General features: G+C 66.5%; 20 protein-coding genes. 18 read left to right on the top strand and 2 right to left on the bottom strand.

Annotated features, from left to right (window positions below; translation table 11 throughout):
* The 17 genes from QZ258_RS05255 to QZ258_RS05175 all read left to right on the top strand — a co-directional run.
* A partial coding sequence (locus QZ258_RS05255; RefSeq protein WP_294179631.1) for an NADPH-dependent FMN reductase occupies positions 1-516 on the top strand: 516 nt, incomplete at its 5' end.
* Between the two features lie 47 nt (positions 517-563).
* Positions 564-917: a putative quinol monooxygenase gene (locus tag QZ258_RS05250; protein WP_294179630.1), complete on the top strand. Its 354-nt coding sequence runs from the start codon at positions 564-566 to the stop codon at positions 915-917.
* Between the two features lie 67 nt (positions 918-984).
* Positions 985-1,821, top strand: a complete 837-nt coding sequence (locus QZ258_RS05245) for a helix-turn-helix transcriptional regulator (protein WP_294179629.1) — start codon at positions 985-987, stop codon at positions 1,819-1,821.
* A 232-nt stretch (positions 1,822-2,053) separates the two neighbouring features.
* On the top strand, positions 2,054-3,022 hold the full coding sequence (locus QZ258_RS05240; RefSeq protein ID WP_294179628.1) for a bifunctional DNA primase/polymerase: 969 nt from the start codon (positions 2,054-2,056) through the stop codon (positions 3,020-3,022).
* Complete coding sequence (locus QZ258_RS05235; protein WP_294179627.1) at positions 3,022-3,708, top strand: DUF2637 domain-containing protein; 687 nt, start codon at positions 3,022-3,024, stop codon at positions 3,706-3,708. Before QZ258_RS05240 ends, QZ258_RS05235 begins: the two co-directional genes overlap by 1 nt.
* Positions 3,705-4,166 (top strand): hypothetical protein, encoded by a 462-nt coding sequence (locus QZ258_RS05230; protein WP_294179626.1) that lies wholly within the window; start codon positions 3,705-3,707, stop codon positions 4,164-4,166. Before QZ258_RS05235 ends, QZ258_RS05230 begins: the two co-directional genes overlap by 4 nt.
* A 91-nt stretch (positions 4,167-4,257) precedes the next feature.
* Positions 4,258-5,106: a hypothetical protein gene (locus QZ258_RS05225; protein ID WP_294179625.1), complete on the top strand. Its 849-nt coding sequence runs from the start codon at positions 4,258-4,260 to the stop codon at positions 5,104-5,106.
* Entirely contained in the window at positions 5,103-6,083 is a 981-nt protein-coding gene (locus QZ258_RS05220; RefSeq protein WP_294179624.1) for a ParB N-terminal domain-containing protein, read from the top strand. The genes QZ258_RS05225 and QZ258_RS05220 overlap by 4 nt, the downstream gene beginning before the upstream one ends.
* A gap of 36 nt (positions 6,084-6,119) precedes the next feature.
* Positions 6,120-6,845: a hypothetical protein gene (locus QZ258_RS05215; protein ID WP_294179623.1), complete on the top strand. Its 726-nt coding sequence runs from the start codon at positions 6,120-6,122 to the stop codon at positions 6,843-6,845.
* Between the two features lie 16 nt (positions 6,846-6,861).
* Positions 6,862-8,496, top strand: a complete 1,635-nt coding sequence (locus QZ258_RS05210; RefSeq protein WP_294179622.1) for a M23 family metallopeptidase — start codon at positions 6,862-6,864, stop codon at positions 8,494-8,496.
* A 10-nt stretch (positions 8,497-8,506) separates the two neighbouring features.
* Entirely contained in the window at positions 8,507-8,773 is a 267-nt protein-coding gene (locus tag QZ258_RS05205; RefSeq protein ID WP_183622372.1) for a DUF6112 family protein, read from the top strand.
* 109 nt (positions 8,774-8,882) lie between these two features.
* Positions 8,883-9,152: a DUF6112 family protein gene (locus QZ258_RS05200; protein ID WP_017883434.1), complete on the top strand. Its 270-nt coding sequence runs from the start codon at positions 8,883-8,885 to the stop codon at positions 9,150-9,152.
* A 40-nt stretch (positions 9,153-9,192) separates the two neighbouring features.
* Positions 9,193-10,560: a conjugal transfer protein TrbL gene (locus QZ258_RS05195; protein WP_294179621.1), complete on the top strand. Its 1,368-nt coding sequence runs from the start codon at positions 9,193-9,195 to the stop codon at positions 10,558-10,560.
* Between the two features lie 6 nt (positions 10,561-10,566).
* Entirely contained in the window at positions 10,567-12,036 is a 1,470-nt protein-coding gene (locus QZ258_RS05190) for an SCO6880 family protein (RefSeq protein ID WP_294179620.1), read from the top strand.
* Positions 12,037-12,088: 52 nt separating this feature from the next.
* Complete coding sequence (locus QZ258_RS05185; protein WP_294179619.1) at positions 12,089-12,892, top strand: hypothetical protein; 804 nt, start codon at positions 12,089-12,091, stop codon at positions 12,890-12,892.
* Entirely contained in the window at positions 12,889-14,391 is a 1,503-nt protein-coding gene (locus tag QZ258_RS05180) for an ATP-binding protein (RefSeq protein ID WP_294179618.1), read from the top strand. The genes QZ258_RS05185 and QZ258_RS05180 overlap by 4 nt, the downstream gene beginning before the upstream one ends.
* Positions 14,388-14,843 carry a hypothetical protein gene (locus QZ258_RS05175; RefSeq protein WP_294179617.1) on the top strand — a complete coding sequence of 152 codons (456 nt, stop codon included), beginning with the start codon at positions 14,388-14,390 and terminating at the stop codon, positions 14,841-14,843. The genes QZ258_RS05180 and QZ258_RS05175 overlap by 4 nt, the downstream gene beginning before the upstream one ends.
* Here QZ258_RS05175 and QZ258_RS05170 read toward each other — a convergent pair.
* Positions 14,840-15,802, bottom strand: a complete 963-nt coding sequence (locus tag QZ258_RS05170; RefSeq protein WP_294179616.1) for an IS481 family transposase — start codon at positions 15,800-15,802, stop codon at positions 14,840-14,842. The two genes, QZ258_RS05175 and QZ258_RS05170, sit on opposite strands and share 4 nt — an antisense overlap.
* The gene (locus QZ258_RS05165) at positions 15,802-16,386 is read right to left on the bottom strand and encodes a TetR/AcrR family transcriptional regulator (protein WP_158052111.1); all 585 of its coding nucleotides are present in this window, start codon (positions 16,384-16,386) and stop codon (positions 15,802-15,804) included. Before QZ258_RS05165 ends, QZ258_RS05170 begins: the two co-directional genes overlap by 1 nt.
* Positions 16,387-16,428: 42 nt before the next feature.
* On the opposite strand from QZ258_RS05165, the gene zapE reads away from it, so the two are divergent.
* A complete protein-coding gene (gene zapE, locus QZ258_RS05160; RefSeq protein WP_158052112.1) occupies positions 16,429-17,427 on the top strand; it encodes a cell division protein ZapE in 999 nt (332 codons plus the stop codon).
* Positions 17,428-17,478 lie beyond the last annotated feature (51 nt).

Here is a 17,478-nt window from a genome sequence, read left to right as displayed (position 1 = left end):
ATGAGTCCGAGCATCGCCGACTGGGTGCTGACCGCGCTGACGGAGCGCGACGGCATCGAAGTCGACCTGATCGACCTGGCTCAGATCGCGCTGCCCGATGACAACCTGCTCTCCCCAGGCGGCGGGCCAGCGACGGAGGTGGGCGAGCGGATCGATGCGGCTGGTGCTTTCGTGTTCGTCACCCCGGAGTACAACCACTCCTACCCGGCGTCGCTGAAGCGGCTCATCGACTGGCACTACGCCCAGTGGAAGTTGAAACCCGCCGCCATCGTCGCCTACGGCGTTCACGGAGGGTACTCGGCGATTGAGCATCTACGCGGAGTGCTGGCCGAACTGAACATGGTCACCACCCGTCGGTGCCTCGGACTGCCGGCGCCGTGGGAGGCCGTAGACGATGCCGAGCGCTTTGCGCCGGGTGAAGCCGTGTCTACGACGCTGAAAGGTGCGATGGCGGAACTGGCTTGGTGGGCCGACGTGCTCACTGACGCCCGCGTCCACCGCCCGTTCCCCGGTTGACTACGGCACTTTGACCGCGATCCGAGCATTCACAGAGGAGTTTCCCCATGACCGAGCAGCAGCACCAGAGTCCATCCATCTCGATCAATACGTTCACCGCTGTTGAAGGCGGTATCGATGCGCTAATTGCATTCCAAATCGCCGAAATGCAGGACATGAGCGCAGAGGCCACGGAACACGGCTGGTTGGGCAACGAGGTCTACCGCTCAGATGACGACACCAGCCTGATCGTCCTCACTCGTTTCCGATCCGCGGAGGCCAAGGAGGTTTGGGCGCAGACGGATCGCTTCCGACGGCACTTCGAAGGTCTCCAGCCACTGATCCAGAACGGCACATCCATCCCAGTGACCTTCGTCGTGGCACACGGCCAGCATCTCCCACCCCGAGGTTCGACAGATTGACCATGAACTCGGGACATACGCACCCCTACTGGCTCGAGCACAGACTGTGCATCGTGCGGTGGGGCCAGTGGCCTATGACTGCGTAAAAGTGGTCGTCGTCCGCGATGGCAGCGCGTTCCTGTTTAGCGAATTTGGGCGACTCCCTGTCAAGACCGGTGATGTGATCATACTCGGTGCAAACGTTCTAGCAGGGTCGGAGCCAGAAGGGCACATCACCGTTACCACGATCTACCTCGACACCGACTATGTGCTCGATCAAGTGCGCTGGCAGTACGCTGGGTTCCTCGACGACCGGCTTGACGCACAGGAGTTCGCGGAGACGATCTACACCGAGCCTGCGCAGATCCTCCGGCTGGGTGAGGCTCGTGCCGGGATGCTCATGCCCTGGCTCGACGAGCTCGTCGCGTTGAGCGTCGAGGGTGACTTCGTGCGCCACTACTACCGGATGCAAGCTCTGTGGTTTCAGATCATGTACGTGATCGCCCCGTTCGTGAGGGTGTCTCCGGTGCGCGTTTCATCTTCCCAGCGTGCGCACATCCGGCCCACGCTCCCGAGGGACCGTCGCTTTGCACCATTGCGTGTTGAAGTTCGGAGGGCCGCTGCCCTACTGCGGGAGTACCCCGCGCAGCGGTGGACGCTGGAAGACCTTGCCGCCGAGGTTCACTTGTCACCATCCCGGCTGTCTAGCGTGTTCGTGGAGGCGTACGGCAAGAGCCCGCTCGCGTTCCTGACGATGATCCGCGCTGATTACCTCGCCAAGCTCTTGCGGGAGACTGATTTGACGGTCACCGCCGCGATGCAGAGAGTCGGCTGGCGCTCCCGCTCGCACGGCACGCGGCTGTTCCGCAAGTACGTCGGTGTCACCCCTGGCCACTACCGCACGATGGGTGCGCAGACCGTCTGAGGACTGTGCCGGATCTGCCAATTCTGCGCCGCTTCTTTCAGATCATCTGCCTCCAACCGTCTCAGGCATGAATCGGGCTGGTAGGCCGGTAAGGACTCGTCGGGTTCTTCGAGAAGCTTGATGGTCACTGTCTCGTCTCCTTGTCCGTCTCCTCTTCCTGACCCTCCCGACGTACCTCACGGTCGTACGGCTACTCGTTGATGAGTGGCCTCGGGCGGAAGGAGGTCAGACGATGGCTGAGGTACGCGACGCTCGCACGGCGCAGGACGTGATCGCGCGCCGGGCCTCGGCGGTCGCTGTGATCTTCTCCCGGCTCGACGCAGGCATCCCGCTCCCGCGCGCCGCACGTGAGCTCGCCCGGCTCGGGGTGCCGGTGTTCCCGTGTGCGCCGGGCGGGAAGCGTCCGATTCCCGAGAGTGGTTTTCACGACGCGACCACTGATGCCGGACGGGTGGAGGCGTGGTGGCGACGACGGCCAGGCGCGAACCTTGCCATCCCGACCGGCGCGGCCTCGGGAGTGGTCGTTGTCGACGTCGACGTGCACAAGGTCGACGGATATGCCGCGTTCGGACGTGCGGCCCGCTCGGGGCTGCTGTGCGAGCCGTTGGCGGTGGTGACGACGCCGACCGGCGGTAGGCACCTGTACTTTCCCGCAGATGCGGAGCATGAGCAGCGGTCGTGGCAGGTGGGCCGGGCGGGTATCGACTTTCGGGGCGACGGCGGCTACATCATCGTGCCGCCCTCGCAGCGCATGATCGACGGTCGCCGGATGCAGTATCGGGTCGAGAGTGTGACCGCGCGCCCAGTCGCGCGGCTGGACGCGCAGCGGCTGCGCGACTTCCTCGATCCGCACCCGAAGTACACCACTGCGCCCGCGCCGCCGGGTGGCTGGCCGCTGGATGTTGCCCGGCTTGCCTCGCAGGTGGCGAACAGACCCGAGGGCGAACGCAACCTCGGGCTGTTCAAAGCCGCGTGCCGCATGGCCGAGCACGGCCACTCGCCCCGCGAAGCACTCGACGCGCTCGGCAAGGCCGCGAGCCAGTCCGGTCTGGGCGAGCGCGAGATCACCCGAACGGTCGGCTCGGCATATCGCCACGTCAGCACTTACGGGCCGCGTCATCGCGCCCCCGCACGCCAGATGGATGCGCCACTTACCCGCAGCGAGACGGTGGCGGCCTCGGCGAGTGGTCGGGGGCTGTGATGAGCGCGCGACGACCTGGATGGGGTTGGGCGGTGGTGACCGCCGCGACCGGCACGGTCTTGATCGGCATCGGTGCGTTCTGGCTCTCGTTCATGGCGCTGGCCGACCTCGCGGCCCGGTCGGGTATCGCTTCAGGGCAGGCGTGGATCTGGCCGCTGCTGGTCGACGGGCTGATCGTGGTCTCGACGATCGCGGTCGTCGCGCTCGATGGTCGCCGAGGTTCCTGGTATCCGTGGGCGCTGCTGATCTGCGGGGCGCTCGTGTCTGTGGCCGCGAACGCGCTGCACGCGGTCGTTGCTGCCGACGCCAGCGTGCCCGCGATGCTCGCCGCGACGGTCGCGGCAGTGCCGCCACTGGTGCTACTGGCCAGCACGCACCTCACCGTCGTCCTCACACGCTCGACCACTAAGCCGCCGGATTGTCCCGCTCAGGCACCGCGCGAGCTACCAGCCGTAGCCGAGGCAGACCCAGCACCAGCACCCGAGTCCGAAGTCGAACCGGACGCCGAGCCAGAGGCCGAGTCGGTGCTTGGGCGGCGTGAGCGTGCCGCGCGGCTTCGGGAGGCCGGCTGGTCGAACAAGGCGATCGCCGATGAGTTGCAAGTGCATCCCTCGACCGTGGGCCGTTGGTTCACCCCGCCGGTCGAGGAACCGGAGACCACAACAGGAATGGAGACAACATCATGAACATCGACCCGCAAGAGCAGGCGCGAGCGTACGAGGACGCGCGCGTCGAAGATGTGCCCGAACCGGAGATGCCGGAAGACCGCAGCGAGGTTCGGCAGGTACCCGAGGCGGTCGCCTCGGCTGACGTGACCAAGCGCAAGGACGCCACGGTCGAGACCACCGGAGCTGACGAGATCACCGATGCAGCTGACGCGGCGGAGGTCGAGCAGAAGCTCGAGGAACACCGGGCGCGCGGCATCGAGTGGGTGCGGCCCACCGATCTGATCGCCCGCAACACGGCCTCACTGGCCGGGCGGGGCATCGACCTGGAAGTCGAGATGTCGCGCAAGGCCCGAGAACCACTCGTGGCCGGGCTGCGGAACCTCGGCGACCGGGCCAGGCAGCTGTCGCCGCTGTCGGCGTTCGGGCACGGTGCCCGGCACCATGCTCCGACGAGGACTGCGGTCGGGAAGTCGTGAAGCGGTGATCAGCGATGACTCGACGACGAACGCCCGACCACCCCCGACCTGATGGCCCGCTGCGTGCACCTTGCCGCCAGGAGGTGCCATCATGACAATCCGCACGACCTTCCGTGAACCGGAAGATTTCACTCGGAGCGAGGGCTTGCGTGCCCTGCTGAATCGGCTGCACGAGAGCGGCCCTGGCGCGTGGCAATCCGATCCGGTCGCCGCTGACCTGATGGTCTACGCCGCCGACAAGTACGGGGCGCTGGCGCGCAAGCACGGCCTCGACCCCTGGGAGGCGGCATCAGCCGCATTTGATGTGATGCGCACCAAGGCCGCGCGTAACGCGAACGACCCGTGGGGCGTGGTGACCCACGCGGTGCGCATCACCTGCATCGCTGAGGAACGCGGGCAGGGTCTGTTGTGTTCGGTGCATCAGGCCCGACGCCCGCACGTCTCTGCGTTCCATGACGCGGAGAGGCTGTCGGATCGGGAGAACCCGCTGACGGACTATCACTCCGCATTCCACGTCACCGATCCCGAACCGACCGGCGCCGACGAACCGGCCAGTACGACGACGAGCTGCTCGGCAGGCTCGGCGGTGGAGGACGCGATCGCGCTGTTCACGCTGCTGGGCTGGCCCCCACACGTCGCCCGCGCCGGGGTCGAGCACATCTGCCAGGCTCTGGCCGGTGCGGGTAGCCGCCAGAGCGCCTATGAAGCGCTGCGCCGCGACAAGCACGCTCGCGCCCTGCTGGACGTGAACGGCACCGCCTGGACAGCACTGTTGAAGGCGCTGCTCGGGCATCCCAGCCCGGCCTATGCCGCGACCACTCCTGGGCGCGGCATCCTGCTCAGGTTCCTGATTGGCGAGAGTCTGCGCGCGCTGCTGCGCGACGACGATCTCGTACTGATGATCTCCCTCGCGGCTCCCAAACATGGGGGCCGGTCATGAGCAGGCACACCGGGCACATCGAACTCGACCGCACCGTCGCCTCGATCATCATCGGCAACCGGCACCGCACCGATCTGGGCGACCTGACCGAGCTGGCCGAGTCCATCGCCCGCGACGGACTCCTGCAACCGTTGACGGTCACCATCGACGGGGTGCTGGTGTGCGGCGCTCGGCGGCTGGCCGCGATCAAGCTGCTCGGCTGGCGCACAGTGAGCGTGTGGGTGCGCTCGGGCGTCTCGGGCAGGCTGGGACACCTGCTGGCTGAGCAAGACGACAACCTTCTGCACAAAGACCTCACCCCGAGCGAGAAGACTGCGCTGTATCGCGAACTGAAGACCCTCATGGCCGAGGACGCCGCGCGCAGGCAGGCAGCAACACGGTTCAGTGCGCAGAACCAGCCCGGAAACGACGGTGTGGGAAAGTTTCCCGCACCGTCCGAAGCCGCGGGCCGAGCAAGCGAGCAAGCCGCCGCAATGATCCCCGGCGGTGCGTCGTACAAGACGCTCGACAAGATCGACTACCTGCGGCAAGTCGCCGAAGATCCCGATCTGCCCGCGACAGTGCGCGCCGAGGCGGCAGCGGAGGTCGAACGCATCAACGCCGGTGCTCCGGTGCATCCCGGCTTCGAGCGCACTCGTGCCGCTGTCGCCGAAGTGACCAGCGAGGACGCCGATCTGGAGGCCACGGCGCGTGAGGCCGTCGCCCGCGCTCAGGCGGCGCAAGCCAAGCCCGTGCCGGTCATCTCCGCGAGTGAGACCGAGCCTGCGCGGTGGCCGGTGCGCGCGTTCGTCGCCACCTGGACGGAGCTTGCCGACTGGTGGACGCACTACGACGCCGACGTGCTGGCGAACGATCTCACCGACGAGCAGATCGCCTCGTTCCTCGCGACCGCTGATGGCACCAGCACGTTCGCCGACGAGCTACGCGCCGCCCGGCAGTCGCTGGACAACCCGCGTAGGCACCTCCGAGCGCTCTGACCCTCATCGGGTGCGTGGGCGGCGCACCTGGGGGTTATGAAGACGACTCCCGATGAACCCGCCCGAACCCGCCGCCGATTGATCTCCCTCGTCTGCGCCGGGGCCGCGTTCCTCGTCCTGGCTGCGATCGGCGTCTATGGGCTGGTGACCGGCCCGAACGACACCGGTCCGTCACCCGATAGGCCACCGGTACCGACTCGCTCCACTCCCGATCAGCCGACTCCGCGCCTGCCCTACATCCCCCCGTCGACCGACCCCGAAGAGTTCGCACGCTCGGCCGCGCACGCGCTATTCACCTGGGATACCACCAGCGGGTTCCTACCGCTGGACCACACCGCCGTGCTGCTCGACGTAGGTGACCCGACCGGGAATGAGCAAGCGGGCCTGGCCTCCGACGTCACCTCCTACCTGCCGGACCGTGACGCCTGGGTCGATCTGCGCCAGTACAGCACGAGCCAGCACCTGATGATCACCGACGCCTATGTGCCCGAGCAGTGGGCCGGGGCAGTCGAGCAAGCCCGGCCCGGCCAACTCCCGGTCGGGGCGACCGCCATCACGATCGAGGGCACCCGGCACCGCGACGGCATCTGGAACGACGAACTGGTGACTTCTGAGCACCAGGTGGTGTTCACCATCTTCCTCGCCTGCCCACCCGAGATCCCGCCGACCGGCAGCCAGAGCACGACCGACGCACCGGATGCCGGTGCGGTGCCGTCGTGCTACCTGCTGCGTCTGTCGCTCCTCGACCAGCCGCTGCGCTGACACGGAGGCCATGACCATGAAAAAGGTAGCCATCGCGCTGGCCCTGCTGCTCCTGCTCGGCCCATTCGTCGGCCTGCTGGCGATCGGCGTGCTGATGAACCCCGCCGCGAACGCCGCGTGCACCATCGACGGCACCGGCGTCACCATCGGGAACATCCCCGACTCGCTCACGGCGACCACCGCGAACGGCGAGACCATCACGCTCAACCGGCAACAACTCACGCACGCAGCCACCATCATCGAGATCGGTTCCGCCATCGACGGGGTGGGGCGCGACGGCATCCAGATCGCGCTCATGGCAGCACTGACCGAATCCACCCTGCGGATGCTGTCGAACACCTCCGCCTACCCCGAGAGCGCCGACTACCCGAACGACGGCAATGGTGGCGACCACGACAGCCTGGGCCTGTTCCAGATGCGCCCGCAGTCGGGGTGGGGAACGGTCGCCGAACTCATGGACTCCACCTATCAAGCTGAGGCGTTCTACGGCGGGCCCGACGGCCCCAACTACCCGAGTCCGCGTGGCCTGCTCGACATTCCCGGCTGGCAGCAGATGAGCAAGGGCGAGGCAGCTCAAGCCGTCGAAGTCAGTGCCTACCCCGACAGGTACAACAACTACGAGCCGGTCGCACTCACCATCCTGAGCACGCTCACCGGAGCGGGTGGACCGATCAACCCAGCACCGCTCCTCCCCACCGTCGTAGTGGCTGAGGTCGCGGAGTCATCGCGCGTGGTATTCCCCTTGCCGGAGGGCACCTGGGTTCCCACGTCACCGTTCGGATCGCGCATCCACCCAATCACCGGGGAGCAGAGCTTCCACACGGGCGCCGACTTCGCCGCCCCGGACGGCACCCCGATCCTCGCCGCCGCCTCCGGCACGGTCACCGTCGCCGAGTTTTCCGGCGGGTACGGCGGCCTGGTCGTGATCGAGCACCGTATCGGCGGGCGCACCGTGGCGACCGCGTACGCGCACAGTTGGCAGCACGGCATCCACGTCTCGGTGGGCGATCAAGTACGTGCCGGGCAGCACATCGCCGACGTCGGTTCCTCGGGCATGAGCACGGGGCCGCATCTGCATTTCGAGGTTCGTGACGGCGGCACCAACGGCGAGTTCATCGACCCTGCCGCATGGCTGAACCAACACAACGCCGCCGACCTCCCTGAAGCCTCAGTCGGGTCTCCGACCGGATGTGAGAGCAGCACCGGCACCGCCGGTGACCCGGCACCGTTCGACAGCGATGACCCGAACCGGATGGTCGACGACCCGACCTCGACCGGGCAGATCACCGCCCGGATGCTGCACCTGTACGAGCAGACCATCGCCTCGTTCCCCGACACCGGGTGGGGCTGCTACTCACCCCGGCCCGGCACCCAATCGGAGCATCCCCTGGGCCGTGCGTGTGATCTGACGTTCGGCAACGCGATCGGCCAGTACCCGACCGCTGAGCAGCTCGCCTACGGCTGGCAGGTCACCGAGTGGATGCAGACCCACGCCGAAGCGCTCGGCGTCGAGTACCTGATCTGGCAAGGCAAAATCTGGTCGCTCTCGCGCGATTCCGAGGGTTGGCGTCCATACAACGGCGGCGGGATGCACGACCCCGGCAACGTGACGGGTGGGCACTACGACCACCTCCACGTCACAGTGAAGTAGCGGGTGCGTCATGAACGTGTTTCCCGACTTCGACGGACTGGCAGGCATCGGCGATCTACGGGAGGTCGTCGGGGCGCTGCTGATGTTCGCTCTCGTGATCGCCGTGCTGATGCTGATCGTCTCGGCGATCATCTGGGCGGTCTCATCGAGCACCGGCAACTATGCCGCCGCATCCAAAGGCCGCGTCGGGGTGCTGGTCTCCCTCGGCGGCGCAGTCCTGGCCGGGGCCGGTGTCGCGTGGATGAACTGGCTGATCGGCATCGGCCAGCAACTCTGACCCCTACGGCTTCTGAGCGCCCGCCCTCTGGGGCGGGCGCTCTCGTACGTGTGGCGGCGGGGTGCACCTGACGGCAGAACCACCCAACGCTTCATGAAGGAGAACTGCCGTGATCGACATCGACCCCAACTCCAGCGGCTTGCCGGGAATCGAACAGCTGCGCATCATTGTCGGCGCAGTCATGACCGTGGGCCTGATCCTCAGCGTTCTGGCGCTGATCGTCTCCGCGATCATCTGGGCCTACGGCTCCAACTCATCCAACCCGCACCTGGCCGGTCGCGGCAAGATCGGCGTTCTGATCTCGTGCGGTGCCGCTGTTGTGTGTGGCGCGTCCGTCACGCTCATCAACTTCTTCTGGGGCGTCGGCCAGGCCGTCTGAACCCACCCATCAACAACTCCGAACTACAAGGAGGCTCGTGATGGGCGTGTGCGATATCCCCGTCATTTCCAGCGTCTGTGATGTCGCTGGTGAAGCTGCCGCGACGCTGATCTCGGCACCGTTCGACTGGCTTGCCAGCGCGATGGGCGAAGCCGCCGCCTGGCTGTTCGAGGCGGTCTGGACGGTCTTCGACACCACCACGATGGTCGACGTCACCAGCGGCGAATACCTCGGTGTCTACAACCTGATCTTCGGGATCGCCGTGTTCGTCATGCTGCTGTTCTTCTGCCTGCAACTGATCACCGGCATGATCCGCCGAGAACCCGCCGCCCTCTCCCGCGCCGCCCTCGGCTTGGCCAAGAGCGTGCTCGGGTCGTTCGTGGTCATCACGCTGGTGGCGCTGCTGCTGGAGATCACCGACCAACTCGCGATCGGGATCATCCAAGCCGCCGGGGAAACCACCGAAACGATGGGCGACAAGATCGCTATTCTCGTCGCCGGACTGACCGCACTGAACGTCGGCGCTCCCGGAGTCGGGGCGATCCTGACCATCTTCCTCGCGTCCTTGGCCATCGCTGCCGCCGCCATCGTGTGGCTGTCGCTGCTCATCCGCAAGGCGCTGCTGCTAGTCGCGGTTGTGCTCGCCCCGTTTGCGTTCTCCGGTGCTTCCTGGGATGCCACGCGCGGCTGGATCTCCAAGTGGGCGATGTTCGTCATCGCTCTCGTGTTGTGCAAGCTGGTGCTTGTCGTGATTCTGCTGGTCGCGGTGACCCAGGTGTCGGCCCCGATCGACGCCGACCTATCGAACATCGCCGACCCGCTCGCCGGGGTCGTGCTGATGGCACTGGCCGGGTTCGCGCCGTACATGACCTACCGGTTCCTGTCGTTCGTCGGTTTCGATCTCTACAACTCGATGGGCACCGAGCAGGAGGCCAAGAGCGCCCTCAACCGACCCGTGCCGACACCGGGCAGGCCGCAGGGCGGCGAACCGAAGAAGGTACTCGACGAGGGCGACAAGAGCGGCGACAAGAAGGCAAGCGGCAGCGCCGGTGGCGGCCCCAACGCGAAGCCGACACCGCCACCGTCCTCAGCGGGCGGTGCTGGCGCGCGCACGGGCGGGGCGGGTGGTTCCGCGGGAGCCGCAGGCGCCGGGGGTGGTGCAGCGGCGGCAGGGCCGATCGCCGCAGGAGTCGTGGCCGGTGCTGCTGTGGTCAAGGCAGCCGCGACCGCCGGGCCTAAAGCGGGTCAGGCGCTCGCTGGTCAGGCGGATCAAGCGGCGTCCGGTGCCGAGCAGTCGGGGCAGGCTCCGGTCACGCCCCACGCACTGCCTCCCTCCGGGCCGTTGCCGAAGACGCCGGACAGTTCCCCGCCACCACCGTCTCCGAAGCCCAAGCCGACGAAGGAGTGACCTGCGATGCCGAACACTGAAACGGCCCACGAGCGCGGTGGCGAGCTGGTGCCCGTGAAGTTCTCCCGCCTCACCAGGCGCGGCATCTTGCTCGGCCTGTCTCTGTCTCAGCTGATCACCCTCGGTGTCGGCGGGGCGAGCCTCGTGGCCGCGTTCTACGGAGGCGGAGGTGTCCTGTTCCTCATCACCGCGCCGATTTGGATTGTCGCTGCCGCGATCACTTGGATTCCGGTCGCGAGCCGCCCGCTGGTCGAGTGGCTGCCGGTGGCGTGCTGGTGGCTGTGGCGCACCACCGGCGGGCAACTGGCCTACCGGCGCAGGATCGTCACCCCACGCCCGGAGGGAACACTCGCGCTACCAGGCGACATGGCCCGGTTGCGCGAGTACGTCGATCCCGAGACCGGGGCTGGGATGGTGCACGACCCGACCGCCGGCACTCTCACTGTCGTCACCGAGATCACCCATCCCGCGTTCGTGCTGCTCGACCCCGGTGAGCAAGAACGACGCGTGACCGCGTGGGGCAGGGTGCTGGCGACCGTGTGCCGCTCCGGGCGCATCGCCACCTTGCAAGTGCTGGAACGCACACTGCCGGACTCCGGCCAGGGCTTGGCCGAGTGGTGGGCCGCGCACGGCACCGCTGACGGCTCGTGGGCGGCGACGACCTATCAGGAACTCATCGAACGGGCCGGTCCTGCCGGGGAACGCCACGCGACCACCCTCAGTCTGAGCCTGGATATGCGTGCTGCCGCCCGTCAGATTCGCACCGCAGGCGGCGGAGTCAAGGGCGCGGCAAACGTGCTGCGGCAGGAGATGGGCACGCTGTCGGCGGCGTTGCGCTCGGCGGACCTGACGAGCAAGGGCTGGCTCGGCACCGGACAGATCGCAGTCATCCTGCGCTCGGCGTACGACCCGGCGATCGCCGCGACACTGGAACGCCACGGCGACCTCGGGCACGACCTCGCCACTGCCGGGCCGGTCGCGGTCACCGAGTCGTGGGGGCATCTGCGCAGCGACTCGGCCTATCACTGCGTCGTCTGGATTTCGGAGTGGCCGCGCTCGATGGTGCATCCGGGGTTCCTCTCTCCCGTGCTGCTGTCCAGTGGTATCCATCGGGCGTTCTCGCTGGTCTGCACCCCGCTGCGCACCGATCAGGCTGCCCGCGATATTCGCCGCAAGAAGACCGAGTACATCTCCGATGCCGCCCAGCGTGCCCGCATCGGGCAGATCGAAGACGCCTCGCAGACCGCCGAGTACCACGATGTGCTCCAGCAGGAGGCGGACTTGACTGCCGGGCACGGGGTGCTTCGCTACACCGGGCTGATCTCGGTGTCTGCCGACTCGCTCGAGGAACTGGAAGCGGCAGTCGCCGCGATCGAGCAAGCCGCGATCCAAGCCTCGTGCGAGACCCGCGTGCTGGTCGGACAGCAGGCGCAGGCATTTGCCGCCGCCGCGCTGCCCCTGTGCCGCAAGGTCTGAACCGTCGGGCGCACCTCGAAACCATCCCCACTGATTCACCTGGAGGCCCGACATGCCGACGTTCAACGACCCGACTGCCGACGCGGAGGAAGCCCGCCAAGCATTACGTGGTCTCGCGCACGCTACCCGTCGCATCGAGGACCCTGACAAGCTCTACGGCATCGTCGGGGAACTCCTCGGCGCGACCCGCTCCCTGGAGCAATCGCTCATCCAACTCGCCGGGGCCAGCCTCACCCACCAAGGCAGCGCCGCCCACCACGACGGTGACCGTAATCTCGGGGCTGCCGACGCCTGGGCCGCCGCCGACGCACTCCGGCACACCGCTAGTCACGTCAGTGCCGCCGAGAGCGTGCTCGATCAGGCATCCGGGCATCTGGGGCGCATCGCCTGGCATCTCCCGCAGCGGCAATGGGTGACGGTCGTGTTCTTACAGGGCGACGACGCCGGGCATGTACTCGACCTCATCGACCGCGACGGCACCGACGCCGCAATCGAGCATCTGCGCGGCTACGACTACGGCGACGAGACCACCAGCGCCGCGCTCACCAACGGGCACCTCTACGACGAACCGCCCACCGATACGCACTCGCAACGAATCGATGACGGCGACTACGCCCTGATCTACAGTCACGCCCTCGGGCACACCGGGCTGTACCGCGCCCACACCCCACCGCCCGACAGCAGCACGCCGGAGAGCGACGGTCCGCAGAACGTAGGGCCTGCGCAGGACGCGGCGACCGCCGAGGCCGCGCGGCGGGCGCTAGATGAACGCCGCGACCGAGTGCGCGGCGACGGGTCATGGTTCATCCCCGACCGCATCGCGGACATCAAACGCAACCGGGGGCTGGAACGATGAACCGCAACGATGGTGAGAAGCTGCACGCCTCGGTGCTGGTCGCCCCCGCGAAAGAGCGGCGACGCTACCGCAAACAGCGACGCCAGGCCGCGAACCAACTGCACCACGAACAGCAACAACGGAAAAACGCAGAGGCGAAAGCTCGCGCCGAAGCGGAGAAAGCCGAACGCGCCGCACGCCAGTACCTGCCCGCCGCAGGCGAACCCGGCCCATCCATGCTGCGCACACCAGGCCGCTTCCACCTGCCCCGACATCAAGACACCTCCGCCACCCTGTCGGGCGCGTACCCGTTCGTCGCAGAGGGCGGGCTCGGGTCCAGCGGAGTATTCGTCGGCCAAGACCTCTACAGCGGCGGCTCGTTCGTCTACGACCCGTGGGTGCTGTATGCCAACGGCGTCATCACTGCACCCAACGTCGTCCTGGCCGGGATCGTCGGCTCAGGCAAGTCAAGCCTGGCGAAGTCCCTCTACACCCGCAGCCTGCCGTTCGGTAGGCGCGTGTACGTGCCGGGCGATCCGAAAGGCGAACATACCGCTGTCGCAGAGGCCGTCGGCGGACGCGCGATCGCGCTCGGGCACGGCATGGCCAACAGGCTCAACCCCTTGGATGAGGGCTATCGGCCCTCCCACTTCACTGATGTCGAGTGGGAGAGCACCGTGGCCGCTCGTCGCCGTGACCTCATCGGCGCTTTGGCCGAGGTGGTGCTCGCTCGCACGCTGACCCCGCTGGAGCACACGGCGATCGACACGGCGCTGACCGCGACCGTGCGGGAGAACGCGGTGCCGATTCTGCCGATGGTCGTTGACCGCATCCTCGCCCCATCCGACGACAGCGACGGACGACTGGCCGAAGACGGCCGCATTGTCGGCCATGCTTTGCGGCGGCTGGTCGCAGGCGACCTCGCGGGGTTGTTCGATGGTCCCTCGACGGTGCAGTTCGATCCGACGCTGCCGATGATGAGCCTCGATCTGTCGCGGGTGACGGAGAACAGCACGCTCATCAGCGCACTCATGACGTGCTGCTCGGCGTGGATGGAATCGGCGCTGCTCGACCCGGCAGGCGGGCAACGGTGGGTGATCTACGACGAGGCGTGGCGTCTGATGTCACAGCCATCGTTGCTGAGACGAATGGACGCGCACTGGCGTCTCGCCAGGCACTACGGCATCGCGAATGCCCTCATCTTTCACAAGCTGACCGATCTGGAGAACGTCGGCGACTCCGGCAGCGCTATGCGTTCACTTGCCAACAGCCTGCTCGCGAACGCCGAGACGCGCATCATCTACCGGCAGGAGAGCGACCAGTTGGGCGTCACCGCCAAGACCCTGGGCCTGACGACCACCGAGCGCAAACTGTTGCCCTCGCTCGGCGTCGGGCAGGGCCTGTGGCGCATCAAGGAACGCAGTTTCGTTGTTCAACAACAACTACACCCTGCCGAGCTGGAACTGTTCGACACGAGCGCCAGGGCATCGGGTCTGACTCCCGGCGGGAGCACACTGTGAACCAGAGCGAACCCGACCGGGAGCGCCTCACAGCGACCATGAGCGCGCTCGATGACGGACTGAACCAGATCGCCCGGAAGTACGACGGCAGCGTGCAGTTCTTCTACGAGGATCCCGAGACGTTCGGTGCCGGGCACTTCGTGTTCTACCCGGAGAACGACGTCCGCTCACGGTTCGCGATCGAAGAGCAGTACACCGGCACCGACTGGTCGGACGACGAGCGACTGCCGACATCGTGGACATGGACCGCAGAACGCCGAGTGCGCCACCCTGACGGCACCACCGTGTGGGGCATAGAGCGTGAGGGCGAGGCCCGCGCCGAGGACTTCCGACAGGTGCTCGTCGAGGCCGAGAAGTGGGCGCGGCGCACGCAGAACCGCACCGCCTCGAGCAACCAGTTCGGCATCGGGCACAAGCCCCGTGTCACCAACGTCCCTGCCGAGTACATCTAGCTGTATTTCCCCGAGACGTTGCGAACGCGCGATGAGGGGACGTCGCCGCCAATTCCTGAGTGCGGGCGGTGATGGTTGTAGTGGTGCAGCCAGCGCGGATAGTCCGCCGAGCGAGCCTCGTCCGAGTCGTAGGCGGTGGCATAGACCCACTCGGCGGCCAGCGTTCGGTTGAACCTCTCGACTTTGCCGTTCGTCTGTGGCCGGTAGGGCCGGGTGCGACGGTGCATAATCCCGTCGAGGGCGTCCGCAAAAGCGTGTGATCGATAGCAGGAACCGTTGTCGGTCATGACGGCGCTGACCTGGATGCCGCCCTCGGCAAAGAATGCGCGTGCGCGCCGCCAGAACGCGGCGGCAGTCTCCTTCCTTTCGTCGTTCAGGATCTCGGAGTAGGCGAGCCGTGAGTGGTCGTCGACCGCATGGTGGAGGTAGGCGTAGCCGCGACCTTGTTTCTTGTTGTTTCTTGCGCCGGCCTGCCGCCCCAGCACACGGTGGCCGCCTCCGTCGGGGATGCGCCCAAGCTTCTTGATGTCGACATGGACCAGCTCGCCCGGTTTGCTCTTCTCGTAGCGGACCGGTTTGATCTTGCGGACGGGGAGCCCAGTGGCTTGATCAAGATGGGCGAGCAACGGCATCCGATACCGATCGAGCACACGCCCGACCGTGGATCGCGGGATACCGAGGTGATAGCCGATTCGATGTGGCCCCCAACGGCGAGTGAACCGCAGAGCGATGATGCGACGTTCGGCGTGTTGATTAGTGCGGGCCGGTTGCCGATGTGGACGCGAGCTGCGATCAGTGAGCGAAAGTCCGACCCGGTATCGACGCGCCCACTTCGAGGCGGTCGACGGTGAACATTGAAAACGGTCCGCGGCGCGACGTACCGGCCATCCCTTGTCAACGATCAGCGAAGCGAGCCTGCGTCGGCCCTCTGGTGTAAGCGGTGCGTTCGCGTGTGTCATCAGCTACCCGCGGCGGCGACGTTGACCACGAGAAACCGCTGCAATGCCTCGGCAATCGACGTCCTGCCGGCATCCTCCGTTCGCCGTTGACCAAAGAGCAACCCGAAGAGGATTCCGGTGAGGAAGTCGATCAGATCCAGTGAGGCTCCGTCAGCGTCGCTTCCGCCGAGATCGACGAGCAGGTTCGTAGCGAGCTCGCGGGAGAACAGGCAACTCGCCAGCTGCGCACGCGACTCGGGATCCCCTTCGACCTCCGGCAGCAGCGAGAACACCGCTAGTGCGTCATCGCGGCGAGGACCCGCGAGCAAAAGAAGTTGGTCCGCCATGAGAGTCGCAGCCGTCCGCGGAGTGACGGTCACAGGTGCGGGTGACTCGTCGAAAGCGGCGCGCGAGTGCTCTTTTATGCGACCGATCGTCGCAACTACGAGGTCGCGACGGGTGCGGAAGTAGTACGACGTGGACCCCGTCGCGAGGCCAGCCGCCCTGTCAACGGCCTGATGCGAAAGTGCACGCGCACCCCCACTGGCGAGCACACCGATCGCATGATCGGTGATCAACGGACGTCGGTCTCCGGGTCTGGCCATCTGATTCCTCCTCATTACTCTATAGATATAGAGTAATGAGGTATGGGGCTGGGCAATCACCGACGAACCGCGAACGGACCAAACAAGATCGCAAGCGCGAGCAGCGGCCCGTTTCGTGCGGCTATTGGAGATTCAGCGATCACGTTCGATAACGCGCAGATCGCCGCCATTGACGCGCTCAGCACGCCGGCGCGCCACGGCTACTACCTTTGGGGCGACGTGGGGCGAGGTAAGAGCCTGATCAGCGAGACCTACTTCGCGGCCATTCCCACCGACGATAAGCGTCGCTTTCACTTCCACGACTTCTTCCGTGACCTCCAGGCCCAGATCATCCGTGAACGCGAGCCTCTCGAGCGATCGTTACGGCGACTCCTTGGGAACGCCCGGGCAGTGTTCTTCGACGAGTTCCACGTTCACGACGTCGCAGACGGCGTCTACCTGTCTGCCACTCTCAAGAGTCTGCTCGATGGCGGCATACTCGTGCTCGCGACATCGAACTATGCGCCCGAGGATCTCATGCCTAACCCGCTCTACCACGAGCGCTTCCGGTCCGCGATCAACATCATTCGCGCCGAGCTCGACGTCGTGCACCTTGGCAAAGGCGAGGACTACCGCCTGACACATGCGGCATTGACTCGAGGCTTTGGCACAGGGACCTGGCGCACGCAACCACCTGTTGCGAACGACACCCCTTCCATCGAACTCAACGCTGCCGGTCACATCATCAAAGCCCGCAGCGTTGACGGCGACACCGCCGTCTTCACGTTCAGCGACCTCTGCACGCGACCCCTCGGAGTCGCCCAATACCTCTGGCTGGCAGAGAAACTTCGCACAGTCGCGCTGATAGACGTGCCCGATCTGGCGACCGTTGACCGGGACCCTCTCGCGCGATTCGCCAACTTGATCGATGTCCTTTATGACCGAGACATTCCGCTGCACGTCACCGCAGCCGGCGAACCTGGCCGCCTTGTCGAAGCGTCCGAACCGCCACGAGACGCCAAGCGAATCGCCAGCAGACTCTCCGCGCTCAAACTCGCATAGGCGTGTTCGCGCGTTCGCAACGTCTCGGGGAACTACATCTAGCGCGCCTGA

The organism is uncultured Schumannella sp. (genome assembly GCF_905479755.1).
GTDB lineage: Bacteria > Actinomycetota > Actinomycetes > Actinomycetales > Microbacteriaceae > DCRR01.
The sequence above is the reverse complement of the archived record's forward strand: the minus strand, read 5'-3'. Positions and strand labels throughout refer to the sequence as shown.

Bases quoted from the DNA above. Each gene is read 5' to 3' on its own strand.
- QZ258_RS05170 (WP_294179616.1), bottom strand. From the start codon at position 15,802: ATGACACACGCGAACGCACCGCTTACACCAGAGGGCCGACGCAGGCTC.
- QZ258_RS05225 (WP_294179625.1), top strand. From the start codon at position 4,258: ATGACAATCCGCACGACCTTCCGTGAACCGGAAGATTTCACTCGGAGC.
- QZ258_RS05180 (WP_294179618.1), top strand. From the start codon at position 12,889: ATGAACCGCAACGATGGTGAGAAGCTGCACGCCTCGGTGCTGGTCGCC.
- QZ258_RS05190 (WP_294179620.1), top strand. From the start codon at position 10,567: ATGCCGAACACTGAAACGGCCCACGAGCGCGGTGGCGAGCTGGTGCCC.
- QZ258_RS05220 (WP_294179624.1), top strand. From the start codon at position 5,103: ATGAGCAGGCACACCGGGCACATCGAACTCGACCGCACCGTCGCCTCG.
- QZ258_RS05250 (WP_294179630.1), top strand. From the start codon at position 564: ATGACCGAGCAGCAGCACCAGAGTCCATCCATCTCGATCAATACGTTC.
- QZ258_RS05235 (WP_294179627.1), top strand. From the start codon at position 3,022: ATGAGCGCGCGACGACCTGGATGGGGTTGGGCGGTGGTGACCGCCGCG.
- QZ258_RS05205 (WP_183622372.1), top strand. From the start codon at position 8,507: ATGAACGTGTTTCCCGACTTCGACGGACTGGCAGGCATCGGCGATCTA.
- QZ258_RS05185 (WP_294179619.1), top strand. From the start codon at position 12,089: ATGCCGACGTTCAACGACCCGACTGCCGACGCGGAGGAAGCCCGCCAA.
- QZ258_RS05195 (WP_294179621.1), top strand. From the start codon at position 9,193: ATGGGCGTGTGCGATATCCCCGTCATTTCCAGCGTCTGTGATGTCGCT.
- QZ258_RS05210 (WP_294179622.1), top strand. From the start codon at position 6,862: ATGAAAAAGGTAGCCATCGCGCTGGCCCTGCTGCTCCTGCTCGGCCCA.
- QZ258_RS05165 (WP_158052111.1), bottom strand. From the start codon at position 16,386: ATGGCCAGACCCGGAGACCGACGTCCGTTGATCACCGATCATGCGATC.
- zapE (WP_158052112.1), top strand. From the start codon at position 16,429: ATGGGGCTGGGCAATCACCGACGAACCGCGAACGGACCAAACAAGATC.
- QZ258_RS05230 (WP_294179626.1), top strand. From the start codon at position 3,705: ATGAACATCGACCCGCAAGAGCAGGCGCGAGCGTACGAGGACGCGCGC.
- QZ258_RS05240 (WP_294179628.1), top strand. From the start codon at position 2,054: ATGGCTGAGGTACGCGACGCTCGCACGGCGCAGGACGTGATCGCGCGC.
- QZ258_RS05215 (WP_294179623.1), top strand. From the start codon at position 6,120: ATGAAGACGACTCCCGATGAACCCGCCCGAACCCGCCGCCGATTGATC.